Annotated in this window: 20 protein-coding genes; 13 read left to right on the top strand and 7 right to left on the bottom strand. The window is 56.6% G+C overall.

The genetic code is table 11. The features are described 5' to 3' along the window. The first annotated feature begins 56 nt into the window (after nucleotides 1-56). Genes proC through C8N45_RS17100 form a run of 3 tightly spaced genes read left to right on the top strand, consistent with a single transcriptional unit; the run spans nucleotide 57 to nucleotide 2,147 of the window. Nucleotides 57-872, top strand: coding sequence for a pyrroline-5-carboxylate reductase (gene proC, locus C8N45_RS17090; protein WP_108387474.1), 816 nt, complete (start codon nucleotides 57-59; stop codon nucleotides 870-872). Continuing rightward, nucleotides 865-1,203 carry a tRNA-binding protein gene (locus tag C8N45_RS17095; RefSeq protein WP_108387475.1) on the top strand — a complete coding sequence of 113 codons (339 nt, stop codon included), beginning with the start codon at nucleotides 865-867 and terminating at the stop codon, nucleotides 1,201-1,203. The genes proC and C8N45_RS17095 overlap by 8 nt, the downstream gene beginning before the upstream one ends. Further along, nucleotides 1,200-2,147, top strand: coding sequence for a 2-hydroxyacid dehydrogenase (locus C8N45_RS17100; RefSeq protein ID WP_108387476.1), 948 nt, complete (start codon nucleotides 1,200-1,202; stop codon nucleotides 2,145-2,147). The genes C8N45_RS17095 and C8N45_RS17100 overlap by 4 nt, the downstream gene beginning before the upstream one ends. A gap of 71 nt (nucleotides 2,148-2,218) precedes the next feature. Here the strand turns inward: C8N45_RS17100 and C8N45_RS17105 are convergent, their stop codons facing one another. Further along, nucleotides 2,219-3,421, bottom strand: coding sequence for a pyridoxal phosphate-dependent aminotransferase (locus tag C8N45_RS17105; RefSeq protein ID WP_108387552.1), 1,203 nt, complete (start codon nucleotides 3,419-3,421; stop codon nucleotides 2,219-2,221). Between the two features lie 74 nt (nucleotides 3,422-3,495). On the opposite strand from C8N45_RS17105, the gene C8N45_RS17110 reads away from it, so the two are divergent. The 3 genes from C8N45_RS17110 (at nucleotide 3,496) to C8N45_RS17120 (ending at nucleotide 4,772) form a co-directional block, all read left to right on the top strand. Next, on the top strand, nucleotides 3,496-3,888 hold the full coding sequence (locus C8N45_RS17110) for a helix-turn-helix domain-containing protein (RefSeq protein ID WP_108387477.1): 393 nt from the start codon (nucleotides 3,496-3,498) through the stop codon (nucleotides 3,886-3,888). Continuing rightward, complete coding sequence (locus C8N45_RS17115; RefSeq protein ID WP_108387478.1) at nucleotides 3,885-4,157, top strand: succinate dehydrogenase assembly factor 2; 273 nt, start codon at nucleotides 3,885-3,887, stop codon at nucleotides 4,155-4,157. The genes C8N45_RS17110 and C8N45_RS17115 overlap by 4 nt, the downstream gene beginning before the upstream one ends. A gap of 93 nt (nucleotides 4,158-4,250) precedes the next feature. After that, the gene (locus tag C8N45_RS17120; RefSeq protein WP_108387479.1) at nucleotides 4,251-4,772 is read left to right on the top strand and encodes a MarR family winged helix-turn-helix transcriptional regulator; all 522 of its coding nucleotides are present in this window, start codon (nucleotides 4,251-4,253) and stop codon (nucleotides 4,770-4,772) included. Nucleotides 4,773-5,114: 342 nt separating this feature from the next. On the opposite strand, the gene C8N45_RS17125 is transcribed toward C8N45_RS17120, so the two are convergent. From C8N45_RS17125 to C8N45_RS17135, 3 genes are read right to left on the bottom strand one after another with little or no spacing between them, the layout of a single operon-like run. Next, entirely contained in the window at nucleotides 5,115-5,831 is a 717-nt protein-coding gene (locus C8N45_RS17125; RefSeq protein WP_108387480.1) for a DUF1194 domain-containing protein, read from the bottom strand. Next, nucleotides 5,828-6,535: a DUF1194 domain-containing protein gene (locus C8N45_RS17130; RefSeq protein WP_108387481.1), complete on the bottom strand. Its 708-nt coding sequence runs from the start codon at nucleotides 6,533-6,535 to the stop codon at nucleotides 5,828-5,830. The genes C8N45_RS17125 and C8N45_RS17130 overlap by 4 nt, the downstream gene beginning before the upstream one ends. Then, nucleotides 6,529-6,957, bottom strand: coding sequence for a VOC family protein (locus C8N45_RS17135; protein ID WP_108387482.1), 429 nt, complete (start codon nucleotides 6,955-6,957; stop codon nucleotides 6,529-6,531). The genes C8N45_RS17130 and C8N45_RS17135 overlap by 7 nt, the downstream gene beginning before the upstream one ends. Nucleotides 6,958-7,211: 254 nt before the next feature. On the opposite strand from C8N45_RS17135, the gene C8N45_RS17140 reads away from it, so the two are divergent. The 4 genes from C8N45_RS17140 to C8N45_RS17155 all read left to right on the top strand — a co-directional run bounded on the left by C8N45_RS17140 (nucleotide 7,212) and on the right by C8N45_RS17155 (nucleotide 9,280). Next, nucleotides 7,212-8,105 (top strand): sugar kinase, encoded by an 894-nt coding sequence (locus C8N45_RS17140; RefSeq protein WP_108387483.1) that lies wholly within the window; start codon nucleotides 7,212-7,214, stop codon nucleotides 8,103-8,105. Between the two features lie 71 nt (nucleotides 8,106-8,176). Next, nucleotides 8,177-8,440, top strand: a complete 264-nt coding sequence (locus tag C8N45_RS17145; RefSeq protein WP_133175999.1) for a DUF6455 family protein — start codon at nucleotides 8,177-8,179, stop codon at nucleotides 8,438-8,440. Between the two features lie 175 nt (nucleotides 8,441-8,615). Then, on the top strand, nucleotides 8,616-8,870 hold the full coding sequence (locus tag C8N45_RS17150) for a hypothetical protein (protein WP_114427855.1): 255 nt from the start codon (nucleotides 8,616-8,618) through the stop codon (nucleotides 8,868-8,870). A gap of 23 nt (nucleotides 8,871-8,893) precedes the next feature. Next, entirely contained in the window at nucleotides 8,894-9,280 is a 387-nt protein-coding gene (locus C8N45_RS17155) for a hypothetical protein (RefSeq protein ID WP_108387486.1), read from the top strand. 261 nt (nucleotides 9,281-9,541) lie between these two features. Here the strand turns inward: C8N45_RS17155 and uvrB are convergent, their stop codons facing one another. Then, entirely contained in the window at nucleotides 9,542-11,749 is a 2,208-nt protein-coding gene (uvrB, locus tag C8N45_RS17165) for an excinuclease ABC subunit UvrB (protein ID WP_108387488.1), read from the bottom strand. Nucleotides 11,750-12,447: 698 nt separating this feature from the next. On the opposite strand from uvrB, the gene C8N45_RS17175 reads away from it, so the two are divergent. Further along, nucleotides 12,448-12,744 carry a hypothetical protein gene (locus C8N45_RS17175; RefSeq protein WP_147271824.1) on the top strand — a complete coding sequence of 99 codons (297 nt, stop codon included), beginning with the start codon at nucleotides 12,448-12,450 and terminating at the stop codon, nucleotides 12,742-12,744. A gap of 70 nt (nucleotides 12,745-12,814) precedes the next feature. Here the strand turns inward: C8N45_RS17175 and C8N45_RS17180 are convergent, their stop codons facing one another. Next, the gene (locus C8N45_RS17180) at nucleotides 12,815-13,285 is read right to left on the bottom strand and encodes a hypothetical protein (protein ID WP_133176002.1); all 471 of its coding nucleotides are present in this window, start codon (nucleotides 13,283-13,285) and stop codon (nucleotides 12,815-12,817) included. A gap of 305 nt (nucleotides 13,286-13,590) precedes the next feature. Here C8N45_RS17180 and C8N45_RS17185 point away from each other — a divergent pair, with 305 nt between their 5' ends. Then, the gene (locus tag C8N45_RS17185; protein WP_108387492.1) at nucleotides 13,591-14,238 is read left to right on the top strand and encodes a sugar transferase; all 648 of its coding nucleotides are present in this window, start codon (nucleotides 13,591-13,593) and stop codon (nucleotides 14,236-14,238) included. Nucleotides 14,239-14,248: 10 nt separating this feature from the next. On the opposite strand, the gene C8N45_RS17190 is transcribed toward C8N45_RS17185, so the two are convergent. Continuing rightward, nucleotides 14,249-14,989, bottom strand: a complete 741-nt coding sequence (locus tag C8N45_RS17190; RefSeq protein ID WP_108387493.1) for a metallophosphoesterase — start codon at nucleotides 14,987-14,989, stop codon at nucleotides 14,249-14,251. A gap of 121 nt (nucleotides 14,990-15,110) precedes the next feature. On the opposite strand from C8N45_RS17190, the gene C8N45_RS17195 reads away from it, so the two are divergent. Beyond that, entirely contained in the window at nucleotides 15,111-15,368 is a 258-nt protein-coding gene (locus C8N45_RS17195; protein WP_108387494.1) for a spike base protein, RCAP_Rcc01079 family, read from the top strand. The last annotated feature ends 1 nt before the right edge of the window (nucleotide 15,369 follow it).

Raw genomic sequence — 15,369 nt, forward strand, 5'->3', positions numbered from 1 at the left:
TTTAAACCCATCTTACGGTGCTTTAACCTTCCGCAGAAATAGCGGGGGTGTTTCGGATGGATATGTCAGATGTTGCCGCACGCGGCCTGGTCTTGCTGGGCTGTGGCAAGATGGGCTCTGCCATGCTGGCAGGTTGGCTGGCTGATGGTCTGCCTGCGACGTCGGTCTGGGTGATTGACCCGCACCCGTCGGACTGGGTGCAAGCGCAGGGATTGCATCTGAACGCCCCATTACCCGCAGACCCCGCAATTGTTCTGATTGCCGTCAAGCCGCAGATGATGGGAGATGCCCTGCCTGCATTGCGCGCGCTGGGAACTGGCGCAACGCTGTTCATTTCCGTCGCGGCAGGTACCCCGCTGGCCCGATTTGAAGAGGCTTTTGGCCCCCGGACACCTGTTGTTCGCGCAATGCCCAATACCCCTGCCGCCATTGGCCAGGGGATCACTGCGCTGGTTGGCAATAGCCGCGTTGGTCCGGATCAGATGGCCTTGGCCCAGGCATTGCTCGGCGCTGTGGGGCAGACGGTGTTGCTGGAGACTGAGGCACAGATGGATGCGGTGACAGCTGTTTCCGGATCAGGCCCGGCCTATGTGTTTCATCTGATCGAGACATTGGCAGCCGCTGGCACAGCCCAGGGCCTGCCCGATGCAATAGCCCTGCAATTGGCACAGGCCACTGTGGCAGGCGCGGGCGCACTGGCCCAGCAAGCCGACGAAAACCCCGCCCAGTTGCGCGTCAATGTCACCTCTCCCGGCGGGACAACACAGGCGGCGCTGGCTGTCTTGATGGACCCTGACACAGGATTTCCCGCTCTGCTGACCCGCGCTGTTGCGGCTGCCGCAGACCGTTCAAGGGAGCTTGCCAATGGATAAGATTGATTTTGAGGATTTCGCCAAGGTTGATGTCCGTGTCGGCACCATCGTGCGCGCCGAATCCTTTCCCGAAGCGCGCAAACCCGCGATCAAACTCTGGATCGATTTTGGGGATGATCTCGGCGAAAAGAAATCCTCTGCCCAGATCGTAACCCATTATGATCCGGCCGCACTTTTGGGAAAACAGATCATGGCAGTGGTGAATTTCCCGCCCCGCCAGATCGGAAAATTCATGTCGGAAGTGCTGGTTCTTGGGTTGCCTGACCCAAGTGGCGATATTGTGCTTGTCGGCCCGGACCACCCCGTACCCGTAGGAGGGCGCCTGCATTGAAAACCTTGCTGATCACCCGGTTATTGCCAGAGGCCAACCTTGCCGCAGCGCGTGCGCGCTATGACGTCACGCTGAGGACCGAAACCTGTGGGCTGACTGTGCCCGAGTCCGCCGCTGCCCTCGCCAAATATGACGCAATCCTGCCAACTTTGGGCGACCAGTTCTCTGCTGATGCGTTCGCTGGCGACATCCGCTGCGGCGTGCTTGCGAACTTTGGAGTCGGGTACAACCATATTGATGTTGCAGCGGCGAAGGTTGCGGGCGTTCAGGTGTCCAACACGCCCGACGTCGTGACCGACGCGACCGCCGATATTGGCATGACCTTGATCCTGGCGACCTGTCGCCGCGCTGGCGAAGGCGAACGTCTGGTCCGGGCCAATGCATGGACAGGGTGGCAGCCCACGCAGATGCTTGGAACCCATGTGACAGGCAAGACCGTGGGCATCATCGGGATGGGTCGGATTGGGCAGGCCGTGGCCCGGCGCTGCCACTACGGGTTTGATATGCCTGTGATTTTCTTCAACAGGTCGCGCAAGAGTTGCGATGTACCCTCAAGGCAGGTCGATCAGCTTGGCGATCTGATGGCCCAGGCGGATATCATCGTGGTTACGGTGCCCGGTGGGGGAAGCAATACAAACCTGATCGACGCCGCCGCGCTGGCCAAGATGAAACCAACAGGTGTGTTCGTGAACATCGCGCGGGGCGATGTCGTGGACGAAGAGGCCTTGATTGCGGCCTTGCAGGCGGGCAGGATTGCAGGTGCCGGCCTTGATGTCTATGCCAAGGAACCGGTCGTGCCAGAAGCGTTGCGCGCGCTCGAAAATGCCGTGTTGCTGCCGCATCTTGGCACCGCAGCGCTAGAAGTGCGCGCGGCGATGGGTCAGATGGCGCTGGAAAACATCAATGCATGGGACGATGGCAAGCCATTGCCACAGGTTGTCTAGGTCCTGATCTGCAGAATGGGCGTGGCCAGACCGTAAGATGGATTTTAATCCATCTCCCCGCAGCAAACCCGCTATTCCAGCCCCTCGCAAAAGCTGATGATCCGGGTGCAGGCTTCTTCAAGTGCTGCATCCGACGTCGCATAGCTGACCCGAAAATTGGGTGACAGCCCAAAAGCTGCACCAAAAACCACCGCAACGCCGGTTTCTTCCAGCAGGGCGGTTGCAAAGACTTCATCATTTTCGATCAAGGTCCCCGCAGCAGATGTCTTGCCAATACAGCCCGCGATAGAGGGGTAGACATAGAATGCGCCTTCGGGCTTCGGGCAGACGATCCCGGGAGCCCTGTTCAGCATGTCGACCACAAGGTCGCGGCGGCCCGTGAACAACCGGTTGTTTGGGGCCAGAAAGTCCTGCGGTCCGTTCAACGCCTCGACCGCCGCGAATTGGCTGATCGAACAGGGGTTCGAGGTCGATTGTGACTGCACCTTGCGCATCGCCTTGATCAACATTTCGGGTCCGGCGGCATAGCCGATCCGCCAGCCTGTCATCGCATATGCTTTCGACACGCCATTGACGGTCAGGGTCCGGTCATAAAGTCGGGGTTCGACCTGCGCTGGCGTGCAGAATTCGAAATCATCATATGCCAGATGCTCGTACATATCATCGGTCATGATCCACACATGAGGATGGCGCAGCAACACATCGGTGAGTGCCTTCAATTCATCCCAACGATAGCCCGCCCCTGTCGGGTTCGAAGGCGAGTTGAACAAAAACCATTTTGTCTGCGGCGTGATCGCGGCCTCAAGCTGGGCTGCCGTGATCTTGAAATTGGCGTCCAATGTGGCTTCTACGGTCACAGGGGTGCCGCCCGCCAGTAAGACCATGTCAGGATAGCTGACCCAGTAGGGTGCAGGGATGATCACCTCATCCCCCGGATTCAGGGTCGCCATGAAGGCGTTGTAAAGAACCTGTTTGCCGCCTGTCCCAACCGTCACCTGGCCCGGCACATAGATCAGGTCATTGTCGCGTTTGAACTTGTCGCAAATCGCTTGCTTGAGCTCCTGGATGCCGTCAACGGCGGTGTATTTCGTTTTGCCTGCGGCAATCGCTGCTATACCTGCGTCCTTGATATTCTGCGGGGTGTCAAAATCAGGCTCGCCCGCGCCCAGCCCGATCACGTCCCGCCCGGCGGCTTTGAGTTCGGCTGCTTTTGTCGTCACCGCGATCGTCGGTGATGGTTTCACGCGATCAAGTGTCGCAGACAGAAAAGTCATGATGTGCATCCGGTGGCTAGTTTGGGTCATTCGTGACATAGAACGCACGACATGCACAACGCAAGGGATACAAAATGACAGATGTCGTAGACTGGTACAGTGATGATGCGGCGACTTTCGGTGATCGTCTCGCAGGGGCCCGTCAGGATGCCGGCCTGACCCAGCAGGCGCTTTCCGCAAAGCTGGGTGTAAAATCGGCAACGCTTGCCGCATGGGAAGACGACCTCAAGGAGCCGCGCGCCAACAGACTACAAATGTTGTCGGGGTTGCTTGGCGTGTCGCTCAGTTGGTTGCTGACCGGGAATGGCGAAGGACCGACCGCGCCCGCAGAGTCCGATCCGATCCCCAAGGACGTGACCGACATTCTGGCCGAGATGCGTTTGCTGCGCACGAATATAAGCCAATCATCAGAGAAGCTGGGCCAGCTCGAAAAGCGCCTGCGTGCCGCGCTAAGGGACAGTGCATGACCGAAGACCGCGAGACGATGATCAAACGCCTGCGCATGCGGTCAATGCGACGGGGGATCAAGGAAATGGATTTGATCCTCTCTGACTTTGCGCAAACGCACCTTGATGACATGACGGATGACACGCTGCAGTTGTATGACAGCCTGCTCGCGGAGAATGATCATGATATTTATGGCTGGATCGGGGAACAATTTGCCTGTCCCACGCGTTATAAATCATTGCTGGCACGCATCAGACTTGGTGCAGACGGCGTTACGCGTCCGACCTGAATAGCGGATAATTGTCGCTAACGCCTCAGCTTAACTAAATTTTTTTAGTTTCCCCGTACAAACCCTGTCGAGCGGAAGACGGAGTGACTAAAAATGAGTATTCATACAGATCTCGACGGTCCTGAAAACGGCGGAATGTCATCAGCGCGCAGTGCCGCGTTCATGGCGTCTTATCTTGATTCACTGACATTGGTGGAACGGCTTCACAGGCTGCTTCTGGATGTCATCAAAGACGAGTTTGAACGTGTCGGAATACTTGAGATCAACCCGGTTCAGGCCCTGTTGCTGTTTAACGTGGGCGACAATGAAGTGACAGCCGGTGAGTTGAAGACACGGGGCTACTACCAAGGCTCCAACGTGTCCTACAATCTCAAGAAACTTGTCGACATGGGGTACATGCACCACCAGCGCAGTGAAATCGACCGCCGTTCGGTCCGCGTGCGACTGTCTGAAAAGGGACGTGGCGTGCGTGATGTGGTTGCAAAGCTTTTTGCGACACATGCGAGCGGATTGGTTGCTCGCGGCGTTCTGGATCAGAACGGAATTGACGATATCACCACGGCATTGCGCCGTGTTGAACGATACTGGACAGAGCAAATTCGCTACATTTATTGACCCCGTTCCGGGGGCAATGTGTGGATAATTGGTAACGCGTCAGATCGGTCGGCGCAGCAATGCGCCGACCCGATAAATCAGCGTGATAGTCGCCTTTCGAGGCGCTTCGCGAAAACCAGACAAACAGCTTTGCGGGGGAGCGCCGGCACCGTGCATATGTCGCGAGATATCTGCTTTTGTCTGTTGTGGCGTCGAAGTGCGATACGCTCTAATGCATTGAAGGCGAAGCGGCGTGTTTGGCACAGAATCGCCGCCCTATGCCTGCCTACAGAGGCCGCATCATAATTGCCGCCCCTGGTGTATTCCGTTTTTGCAGTTGACTGCGGCAGTGCCAAAATTGCCCTACTCTCGCGCTGGACCAGCCATGCCTATTGCAAGGCTCTGCAGTTCTCTGAGCAGTTTGCGTTCCATTGCGTCGGCATAGGCTTCGAATCCAAGTGCGGTTTCAACAAACGCGCCCGGGCCGCGAATGACGTAGTTCCTGTAATAGGCCGAGAGTTCCTTGATGTCCGCAAAACGGGCGTCATCGCCCCGCATGTTGCCCGAGCCAACAACAAGCCCGTTGACTGTGGTGCCCGCGGGCAAGGAATCGGGGGCAATATCCTGCGGCCTTGGGCCTGTATTGGACGGGCCATCGCCGGAAAGATCCAGCGTCCGCTGCCAGCACTCGGATTGGAACCCAAGCGCTGCAAAGCCCACTTGCAGTGCAGACCCGATTGCGGTGGTCAATGAGCTCTCAACGCGGAAGGTGCTGGTCAATCGGGTCAGAACTTCGGTGAGGTCGCTTTGCGTGTTGATGCTGGTCCAGGGCAGGATCACACGTTGGTGGTCCGGCCCGCTCCACTCAAAGACGAAAATGCGGATCGGTGCGTCGGGTTGGGCGAAAAGAACCTGCCTGACCGCTTCACTATCAAGCGCGGTGGCCAGACCGTCCAGTTGCAGCCGATACTCGGTCGCATCCACGGACCCCGACACATCCAGCCCCAAGGCCAGCGCGTGGCGACAGGCCGCCTCTGCCTGTAGAGGAACAAAGGCGCAAAGGGCTGCCGCTCTGATCATCGCTCTGGAGCCCTTTTCAGAATGTCCGCCTGACCAATCACAATTGCTGAAAGTTCTCTGATCAGTTTGCGTTCCATTGCCTGTGCGAAATCTTCAAACCCATTGGCAATTTCGATAAAGGCATTGGGGCCTTTGATGACCTGATCGCGAAAGTAGGGGACCAACTCGGTTTCGGATTCGAATTCGGCGGCATTGATGACAAGGCCATTCACAGTCACATCGTCCAAAGGAAAGGCCCCATAGGCTGCTTTCGGGCTGAACCCTTCATTGTTTTCGCCGTCCCCGGAAAGGTCGATGGTCTTGAACAGGCACGCGGGCGCTTGCTGTAAAAGTCCTGAGGCATAGCCTAGTGCGTAGCCCATGGCGGTCGGAAATTCATTGTGACTGCGTTGGCTTTTCGCCACTGTGCCCGCGATATTTCCCAGATCGGTAGGGCTGGTAATCATTGTCCAGTCGACCAAACCTGCCTGATTGTAGCGCCCGCTCCACTCAAATATGGAGAGGGCGACCGGGTCGGGGCCGGCAAAGAACGCCGCCTGCACGTCCGGTGCCAGCAGCGCAGCAGCCAAACCCTGTCGTTGCAGGCGGTCTTCGTCCGCGTCTACCGAGGATGACACATCAAGGGCCAGCACCAGTGCCAGACGGCAGGCGTTGGCAGGTGCCGCCAGCAAGGTGATCGCCAGAATGATCCCGGTTTTTACCAATGGCCAGTGTTTTCCATGCTGGCCCAGGGTTCGGCGGGCGGCAGATTTTCCCCCGCTTGCAGCAACTCAATCGAGATATTGTCAGGTGAGCGTACGAAGGCCATGTGCCCGTCGCGCGGCGGTCGATTGATTGTCACCCCGTTATCCATCAGGGTCTGACAGGTTTCGTAGATGTTGGGCACACTATAGGCGAGGTGCCCGAAATGGCGCCCGTCAGAGGGCAGGCCGTCGTCACCATCCCAATTGTAGGTCAGTTCGATCGGGCATTCTTCCTGCCCCTCGGGTGCCATGAAAATCAGGCTGAATCGGCCCGCTTCGCTGTCGTAGCGACGGGTTTCCCTGAGGCCGAGCAAGCTATAGAAGGCCATTGATTTTTCGAGATCTTTGACGCGAACCATTGTGTGAAGGTACTTCAGCGACATTTGTGCGGCTCCTGTTTTTACCAGATTGACTGGAAACCTAGCCGACTGTGTGGGAAGGGCAACTCTCAATCGGGGCACGGACGGACTGGGTGCCGCAGCGCGGTCGGCTGGAAACTGCCGAGATAATGTCTTGCGGGTGCAGAAACGGAGCTTTTTCAGTGCTTGATCATCTAAAGCTCGCCCGCCTGAAAGTCGTCAATTGAGACCCGGACGCGCTTTGTGCTAAAGGGCGTTGGACAAGTAGGGGACAATTCATGACGCGCTTCGTTTCGATTGGTGAGGCCATGGTGGAAATGGCACCGTTGGCAAAGAGCGGCCAATTTCAAATGTCTTTCGCGGGGGATACGTTGAACACCGCGTGGTATGTCCGCCAGCTCAAGCCTCTGTGGGATGTTAGTTATGTGACGGCAGTCGGCCAGGATCAGATGTCAGACCAGATGGTCAGCTTCTTGCAGGACACCGGGATTGATACGCAGTACATCCAGCGCCTCAACAACCGGACGGTGGGGCTGTATCTGATTGCGCTTAAGAATGGCGAGCGGCATTTTTCTTATTGGCGGGGTCAAGCTGCGGCGCGCGCACTTGCTGCGGACCCTGGTACGCTGGACCGATCATTTTCCAATGCTGACGTATTGTATTTTTCCGGAATCACGCTTGCGATCCTAGAAGGGAATGGGCGTGCGCGCCTGTTGCGGTCGCTGGCACGCGCGCGTGCTGCGGGCAAGTTGGTGGCTTTTGATAGCAATTTGCGTCCGCGCCTTTGGGAAAGCGACGACCATATGCGCGACTGGGTAACGAAAGCCGCCGAGACCAGCGATATTGTGCTGCCGTCCCACGATGACGAAGCGGTCCATTTCGGTGATGCCGGACCTAAGGCAACGTGCGAGCGTTACGCAGCCTTGGGGGCCACAACCGTCGTCGTCAAGAACGGGCCGGGCACGATTCACTACAGACATGCTGGCAAGTCCGGTGTCATGCAGCCAGCCATCGTGTCCGATGTCGTCGACACAACGGCGGCTGGCGATAGCTTCAATGCCGGTTTTTTGAGCCAGTTTGTCGGTGGCGTCAGCATTGATCTGGCGATTCATGCGGCCAGCAACGTGGCCCGCCGGGTCATCAAGGGACGTGGTGCGTTGGTCCCGCTGTAGACCCATGCTTTGATCTGGCGCAAAGACCGGCCGTCGCCGGTGCTCTATCGTTTTCCCACCAGCAGGGAGCGATGCAAATGAAACCAATGGGCGAACCGCGCAAACATTACTGGCAGGTCTTGAAGATGGCCAATGCCACCGGCACACCCTTGCAAGCCGCGTTTGAGGATGGCGATTTGGGATCGGCAGACTTTGCTGACTTGATTACAAAGTGCCAGCGCTGTCCGCAGCCGGAAAAATGCAGTGTGATTTTGGACCGGGTGCGAAAGCTGCCGGATACACCTGATTTTTGCCCAAACCGCGAAACCTATGCGCGGCTGCGCCGGCAAGCATAACAATTATTGGGCACTCGGAGAGCCGATCGTCGATTGAGAATGATCTGGTAGAGTAGCGCATTATCTTCGTTCATAAAATGCAGCGCGTCATTTCTCGTTTGCCGGGATGGCAATTTCTCTTATACCGATTGTTCGCGTGCGGCAGCATGTCAGTGTATTTCGTTGGTATATTGTCATGCAGCGTGTTTTTGCTACGATTGCGGCACATTTAGGAAAGTATTGGTGGCAGTATCTGCGCTATGCGGGGCTGGCTGTCTTGGTCGTCGTTGGGGTCATTCTTGCAGCCGGGGTGGCTGTCGGCGTCTTTTCTTTTGGTGCTACCTTTTACGCAGCGATTGCCGCCGCCGTGGCTCTTTTCTTTGCTGTGGCTTGGCAACCTTACGCGATCTTTTTGGCTTTTGTCGGTTTTTGCGCCCCCAAGAACAACTAATCACCGTTCGCACCAAGAACTCAATGGTGATCCTCTGTGTTGCGACCATCTTGGGCGGCATTGATCTGACGGCTGGCAGCGCCACTCCAATTGAGCCGATGCGTTCGTCTCAGAAACTTGAATCCGCGGCTTCGCGCCCCACGCTTGAGACCGGCACCGGCCTCAGTCTGGATTTCATCTATGCCTGTGCCGCTATTTTCGTGACGTTGGCTTTTGCCGCCTACCTGCGTCCGATCTACCAAGAAGGCGTTGATTGGGCCTTGCCCCGCCGTCAAGATCCAGAGGAGGATCGTTCCGAGAAGAGGCTGACTTTGCTGTCGTCCATCTTGATGAACCTGATATTTGACCTCATTGGTCCGTTGTTGCTGCTTTTGATTGTTATCGACTTGGGGGGTGTGAAGCGCGCCTAATCGTGCGCGATGGCGTGCAAGCTGCGGTTGGTAGTCTTGGGCGCTGGGCCGAAGGGACCATATTCGAAGCGGTCCATGTTGCCGTCCTAATGATTGAGACCGGGCAGGTGATTTCTGTCCTTTCTGATGGCTGGGTCATCATCGCGGGCCACTTGGCCTATGGTCTGCCTGCGATACCGAGACCATACCTTGACTGGCTTGAAGGGTACGCCCTTTTTTTGAATTTTCCCCGCTGTCACGTGCCGCGATAGCATAGCCCCTTCAGCGCTTCCCCCCATACCTGCTTTTGCCCCCACGCATCCCGCCGCGGCCGCCGGTGCTGCGGCCCGAAGCTTTTGCAGCGTCATCCACTGCCTTGTCCACGGCCTGTTGTCGTGCCAGCGGGTCGTCGGCGATGGTGAGTTCGACGGTTTCCAGTCGTTTGACTTCATCACGCAGTCGCGCGGCCTCTTCGAATTCGAGGTTTTCGGCGGCCTTGCGCATATCCGTTCGCAGCCCGTCCAGCACGGCTTGCAGGTTTGCCCCGGCAAGTGGTTTATCGACCTTGGCAGTGACCCGGTTCATGTCCACGTCACCTTTGTAGAGACCAGCGAGAATATCCTCGACGTTCTTTTTCACGGTCTGCGGCGTAATACCGTGTTCTTCGTTATAGGCCAGTTGCTTGGCGCGCCGCCTTTCGGTTTCCTTCATGGCGCGTTCCATGCTGCCGGTGATCCGGTCGGCGTACATGATGACGCGGCCATCGGCATTACGGGCGGCGCGCCCGATGGTCTGCACCAGCGATGTCTCTGACCGCAGGAACCCTTCCTTGTCCGCATCCAGAATGGCCACCAGCCCGCATTCAGGAATGTCGAGCCCCTCGCGTAGCAGATTGATCCCGATCAGCACGTCGAATGCGCCGAGCCGCAGGTCGCGCAGGATTTCAATGCGCTCAATGGTATCAATGTCGCTGTGCATATAGCGGACCTTGATCCCCTGTTCGTGCATATATTCGGTCAGGTCCTCCGCCATGCGCTTGGTCAGCGTTGTGACCAGCGTGCGGTAGCCGTTGGCGGCAACCTTGCGCACCTCGTCCAGCAGATCGTCAACCTGCATCTCAACCGGGCGAATCTCAATCTCGGGATCTATCAGGCCGGTAGGGCGGATGATCTGTTCGGTGAACACGCCGCCAGCCTGTTCCAGTTCCCACGCTGCAGGCGTTGCGGAGACGAAGACCGATTGCGGGCGCATGGCGTCCCATTCTTCAAACTTCAATGGCCGGTTATCCATGCAGGACGGCAGGCGGAACCCATGTTCGGCCAGGGTCATCTTGCGCCGGAAGTCACCCTTATACATGCCGCCGATCTGCGGCACGGAGACGTGGGATTCGTCGGCGAAAACGATGGCATTGTCTGGGATGAATTCAAAAAGGGTGGGCGGCGGTTCACCCGGTGCGCGCCCGGTCAGGTAGCGTGAATAGTTCTCGATGCCGTTGCAGACACCCGTGGCCTCCAGCATTTCCAGATCAAAGTTGGACCGTTGCTCAAGCCGCTGTGCTTCGAGCAGCTTACCTTCGCTGACCAGTTGGTCCAGCCGTTGTCTCAGTTCCTTTTTGATGCCGATGATAGCCTGCTGCATAGTGGGCTTGGGGGTCACGTAGTGCGAGTTGGCGTAGACGCGCACCTTGTCGAACGTATCGGTCTTGGTGCCGGTCAACGGGTCGAATTCTGTGATCGTTTCCAGTTCTTCACCAAAGAAAGACAGTTTCCATGCGCGGTCATCAAGGTGCGCCGGCCAGATCTCGAGGCTGTCGCCGCGGACCCGGAAGGTGCCACGCTGGAAGGCCTGATCGTTGCGGCGGTATTGCTGCGCAATGAGATCCGCGATGATCTGGCGTTGGTCATAGGAATGACCGGCGTGGATATCCTGTGTCATTGCCCCATAGGTTTCGACCGACCCGATACCGTAGATGCATGATACGGACGCCACGATGATGACATCGTCACGTTCCAGCAGCGCACGGGTGGCCGAATGGCGCATCCGGTCGATCTGTTCGTTAATCTGTGATTCTTTCTCGATGTAAGTATCAGAGCGGGCGACATAAGCCTCTGGCTGATAATAGTCATAATAGCTGACAAAATATTCGACTGCGTTGTCGGGAAAGAAGCCTTTGAATTCGCCATAGAGCTGGGCCGCAAGCGTCTTGTTCGGGGCAAGGATGATCGCAGGACGTTGCGTTTCCTCGATCATCTTGGCCATGGTGAAGGTCTTGCCGGTGCCGGTCGCGCCCAAAAGCACCTGATCGCGCTCTCCGCTCAGGATACCTTCGCTGAGTTCCTTGATCGCGGTCGGCTGATCGCCCGCCGGTGCAAACTCTGTTTGCAGCACGAACCTTTTACCACCTTCCAGCTTTTCGCGAGTTTTGACGTCGGGGGCGGGGTTGGTAAGATAGTGCTGGGGATCGGATTTGTCGGTCTGGGCATAGGCCATGCGCGGGTTCCTTTGATTAGGCCTATAATTGTGATGATTGGGGGCCTGTTCAAGGGGGGGTGCTGCCGGTCTGTGTCAGTAACCGTCTGCCAGTTTGCGCTTGGCGATTGTACGTCTTAGACTGGACAAGGATGCTATGATTTTCGAATTGAGAGTCGTTTATCGCGTTGAACGCGCAATCCTTGATAGGTTGCAGCGCGGTTATCGTGTATTGGATGGCGGTCAATTACCGTCAAACCAGTGACTTTAGAGGACCTGTTCTTTAGTATATATGACCAACTATAGCCCCACTTTGGCCAGAATTTGAGGTGATCTGGAGCATATGAAAGATTATACACATATGGTGGCTGATCAGGCTGCGGAATCCTTTTATGGCCAGGATGCAGCCCAATTTGCCAAAGAGATCAGTGCGATGACTGCACATGACCCAAGGTTGGTTGCTGTGTTTCAGCGGACCAGAGAAGACTTTTTAAGAGGTCGCTCAAAGCAAACAACAAATGCGCGTGGGTCCTGACCTTAGCGCCGCGGATTTTCTCTTTGACGTTCGCTGAGTAATACGGTCGCCAAGCATGACCCCTGTCAAGTTTGATGAAACCTTGCCTGCAAAGCGGGTTGCGTCAGCAGGCCAAGGGTTCACGGAGCCTTAAGAGCCGCCGTGTCAAAATTGGCTGATGATGACTGTGATTGCCGATAGGGAAATGATGACGATTCGCCATTTAACGGGACTTGCCGCAATCCTTTTGATGTGCGGTTCTGCATCGGCGCAGACCTTGCAAGATCCAATTGCGATCGCCGAGGCCCAAGGTGCTTGCGCGCCATTTGGGGTCAAGACTGCCATTTTTGATGATCAGGGATCGATCCGCGTGACATGCAACGAGGATGCGACGGCCTTTGTGCCGCTTTTGGGCGGGCTTGCGCCCTTGGTCGGGCTTGGTGCCGTGGCGACGGTTGCGGCAGCGATTTCTGGCGGCAATGCAACGCCGAACACGCGGTAAACACAGGCCTTTTGAACATAGTACGCTGCGTGCGGTTGAAGCTGATGACGCGCGCAATTGCAGCGGTGTTTCAACAAGCCGGATATCCCATCTGGATAAGTTGTTCCCCCGTGATCCGGTAGTAGCCTGCAATCCGGTGACGGGCATCGCGCATGAACCATTGACGCAAGGGCGGGTTGTAGTGCTGCGCCATAACAGCCGTCCAATGTTCGAATTGGCGCGCGCGCCGGGCCCTTCCGTTGCGGCTTGGTCCATGAAACCCAAAGATCGTATAGCCACTGACACAAAGGTTTTCAGCCCCAAGGTACATGGTGCAGGACGAATAGCAGAACCTGCCGCGTAACTCGATACGGGTCCGTTTTGCATTGAGATCCGCGATTTCCATTGCACGCGCACCAATCAGACCACCGCGGTCGTTTTGCACCACCTTGATGGCGGCTGGTTGTGCAGAAACCTTGTGACCAAGCCCGGCAGGCAACAGTGCAATCATGAACAGGCAAGCCCAGATAGCAGGCGCTTTTAACCTGCAAGACATGTGCATGATCCACTCCTTGTTGGCCACGCGGAAAAAACCGCCCTGTGGTCAACTAGAAGGGGACAGCCGTTAACATTGGGTTGTCTGTAAAACTGGAACTGATTTCGCATAAAAAAGTACGGATCCACTTAAATGCACGCATTGCGGGTGATCGTTAATGCGTTTTGCGACTTTTCGGCAAAATCCATTCAATTTGATCGAAAATTGGACCGAAACTTAATCTCTCTTTAACCGCTTGGTTTCAGTTTGGTTAACAGATGCGCCGTGTAAGGCGCTGAAATTACGTTAACTTTTGGGAAAGGGTTGCGCGCGTGCTGGAATTACAAGCGGGTTTTTTAGGTGATGAAGCTCATGATAATATATGGGGCGATGCCTACCACCGCCCCCTTTCAAAACGGTGTTTGGATTATGGCGGCGCGGTTCTGTTGCTGATTATCCTGATACCGGTGGCGGTTGTACTTCTGGTCTTGAACAGGTTCTTTAATCGCGGGCCGCTCTGGTTCGTCCAAGACCGCATGGGGCATCGTTGTCGTCGATTTCGTGCCATCAAGTTTCGGACCATGACGGTCGAGCAATCCGGGCATCGCGGTGCCTTTGACGGGCTTGAAACCGACCGAATTACCGCATTGGGGCGGATTTTGCGCAAAATGCGCATAGATGAGTTGCCGCAGGTGATCAATGTGCTGCGTGGAGAGATGAGCCTGATTGGCCCGCGCCCGGATGCTTATGAGCACGCCGCAATCTATCTGCAAACCATTCCAGGTTATCGCGAACGCCATGACGTCATGCCCGGTATCAGCGGTCTGGCACAGACCGAGGTAGGTTATGTCGACGGTCGCGAGGGCGTGCATCGCAAAGTCGCCGCCGATTTGCGTTACATCGCCGATCTGTCGCTGCGGCTTGAACTTTGGATTGTCTGGCGAACGTTGGTCATCGTTGCAATGCGGCGTGGCGCCTAGGGTCCTGACCCTAAGCCTTGACCGGCATGATTGCGCCAGCGGTGACATGGATGGCAGACAGCCTGTCAGTCAGGTAGGCGCCTGTGTCAATGGCGACCTTGCCTTCATGTATTGTCACCTCTGGCATGATCTTATGTCCGTAAATCATCCAGTTTCCATCGGTTCTGGCTGTCTTGAGGAACGCAGGGTGCCCCCAGGCCATGGCGCGGTGTGATTGCGCATCAAGTGCGGACAAAGGATCGGCACCAGCATGGGTCACGGCCATATTTCCGCTTTGCCACAGGTAGGGCAGCCCGGCCAACCACGCGATCTGGTCACCCAGAATTTCATAAAGGGCGCTGTGCGCCTGCATCAGTGCGTCGGGTCCAGAAGCGGCCGTGACCCCGCCAATTCCGAAACTGGCGAGCGTCTGCAGTCCGCCGTGCCGGAGCCAGATGCGCCCGTTTTTGCGCGGTTTGTCGATGAACTTCAGGAGCATTTCCTCGTGATTTCCGCGCAGGCAGATGACTTGTTTGTTATTGCGAAGATCATGCAACCTTTTCACCACACCCGCGCTATCATCGCCCCGGTCGATGTAATCGCCGACAAGGATGATTGGGTCGGGTTGCCGCAGCAGTTTGTCCAGCAGCGGATCAAGCAGGTCAAGACGCCCGTGCACATCGCCAATCGCAAAAAACGGCTGGTCAGGGGCAGGTGGCCCCCCTTTAAATCGAGACGTTCGGTAAAGCGACGGCCACGGAAAAATAGACATGAACGCGCCTTAGCACAGGTGATCTGTGTTGCGCGAGTGCCCAGCCAGCGTACGCTGGTCAAAGTGCTTGGTAAGCAAGCCGGTTTAATCAGGTGTTTCCTCGTTCATTTTGGAGAACCTGATGCCTGATCTCTTTGATTCCGATTATGTAAACCTGACCTCGCCTGCCGTTGCACATTATGTTGTCTCTCCGTCGGATATGGTTGATTTGCCTACCCGTCCGCGTGCCTTTTACGTCAACACTGGCGGCACGGCTGTAATGCGCGACGGCGCAGGTGATGCGGTCAGCTATGAGGTGGCCGCAGGTGCCATTCTGACATTGCGGGCGACCCGTGTGCTGGCGACAGGCACGACCGCGCAACTGATCGCGTGGTACTAAG

Origin of the sequence: Yoonia sediminilitoris (assembly GCF_003058085.1) — a bacterium.
Classification (GTDB): domain Bacteria; phylum Pseudomonadota; class Alphaproteobacteria; order Rhodobacterales; family Rhodobacteraceae; genus Yoonia; species Yoonia sediminilitoris.

Coding starts and splice junctions, on each gene's coding strand:
- proC (WP_108387474.1), top strand. CDS start 57: ATGGATATGTCAGATGTTGCCGCACGCGGCCTGGTCTTGCTGGGCTGT.
- C8N45_RS17095 (WP_108387475.1), top strand. CDS start 865: ATGGATAAGATTGATTTTGAGGATTTCGCCAAGGTTGATGTCCGTGTC.
- C8N45_RS17105 (WP_108387552.1), bottom strand. CDS start 3,421: ATGACTTTTCTGTCTGCGACACTTGATCGCGTGAAACCATCACCGACG.
- C8N45_RS17110 (WP_108387477.1), top strand. CDS start 3,496: ATGACAGATGTCGTAGACTGGTACAGTGATGATGCGGCGACTTTCGGT.
- C8N45_RS17115 (WP_108387478.1), top strand. CDS start 3,885: ATGACCGAAGACCGCGAGACGATGATCAAACGCCTGCGCATGCGGTCA.
- C8N45_RS17120 (WP_108387479.1), top strand. CDS start 4,251: ATGAGTATTCATACAGATCTCGACGGTCCTGAAAACGGCGGAATGTCA.
- C8N45_RS17125 (WP_108387480.1), bottom strand. CDS start 5,831: ATGATCAGAGCGGCAGCCCTTTGCGCCTTTGTTCCTCTACAGGCAGAG.
- C8N45_RS17135 (WP_108387482.1), bottom strand. CDS start 6,957: ATGTCGCTGAAGTACCTTCACACAATGGTTCGCGTCAAAGATCTCGAA.
- C8N45_RS17140 (WP_108387483.1), top strand. CDS start 7,212: ATGACGCGCTTCGTTTCGATTGGTGAGGCCATGGTGGAAATGGCACCG.
- C8N45_RS17145 (WP_133175999.1), top strand. CDS start 8,177: ATGCAAATGAAACCAATGGGCGAACCGCGCAAACATTACTGGCAGGTC.
- C8N45_RS17150 (WP_114427855.1), top strand. CDS start 8,616: ATGCAGCGTGTTTTTGCTACGATTGCGGCACATTTAGGAAAGTATTGG.
- C8N45_RS17155 (WP_108387486.1), top strand. CDS start 8,894: ATGGTGATCCTCTGTGTTGCGACCATCTTGGGCGGCATTGATCTGACG.
- uvrB (WP_108387488.1), bottom strand. CDS start 11,749: ATGGCCTATGCCCAGACCGACAAATCCGATCCCCAGCACTATCTTACC.
- C8N45_RS17175 (WP_147271824.1), top strand. CDS start 12,448: ATGATGACGATTCGCCATTTAACGGGACTTGCCGCAATCCTTTTGATG.
- C8N45_RS17180 (WP_133176002.1), bottom strand. CDS start 13,285: ATGCACATGTCTTGCAGGTTAAAAGCGCCTGCTATCTGGGCTTGCCTG.
- C8N45_RS17190 (WP_108387493.1), bottom strand. CDS start 14,989: ATGTCTATTTTTCCGTGGCCGTCGCTTTACCGAACGTCTCGATTTAAA.
- C8N45_RS17195 (WP_108387494.1), top strand. CDS start 15,111: ATGCCTGATCTCTTTGATTCCGATTATGTAAACCTGACCTCGCCTGCC.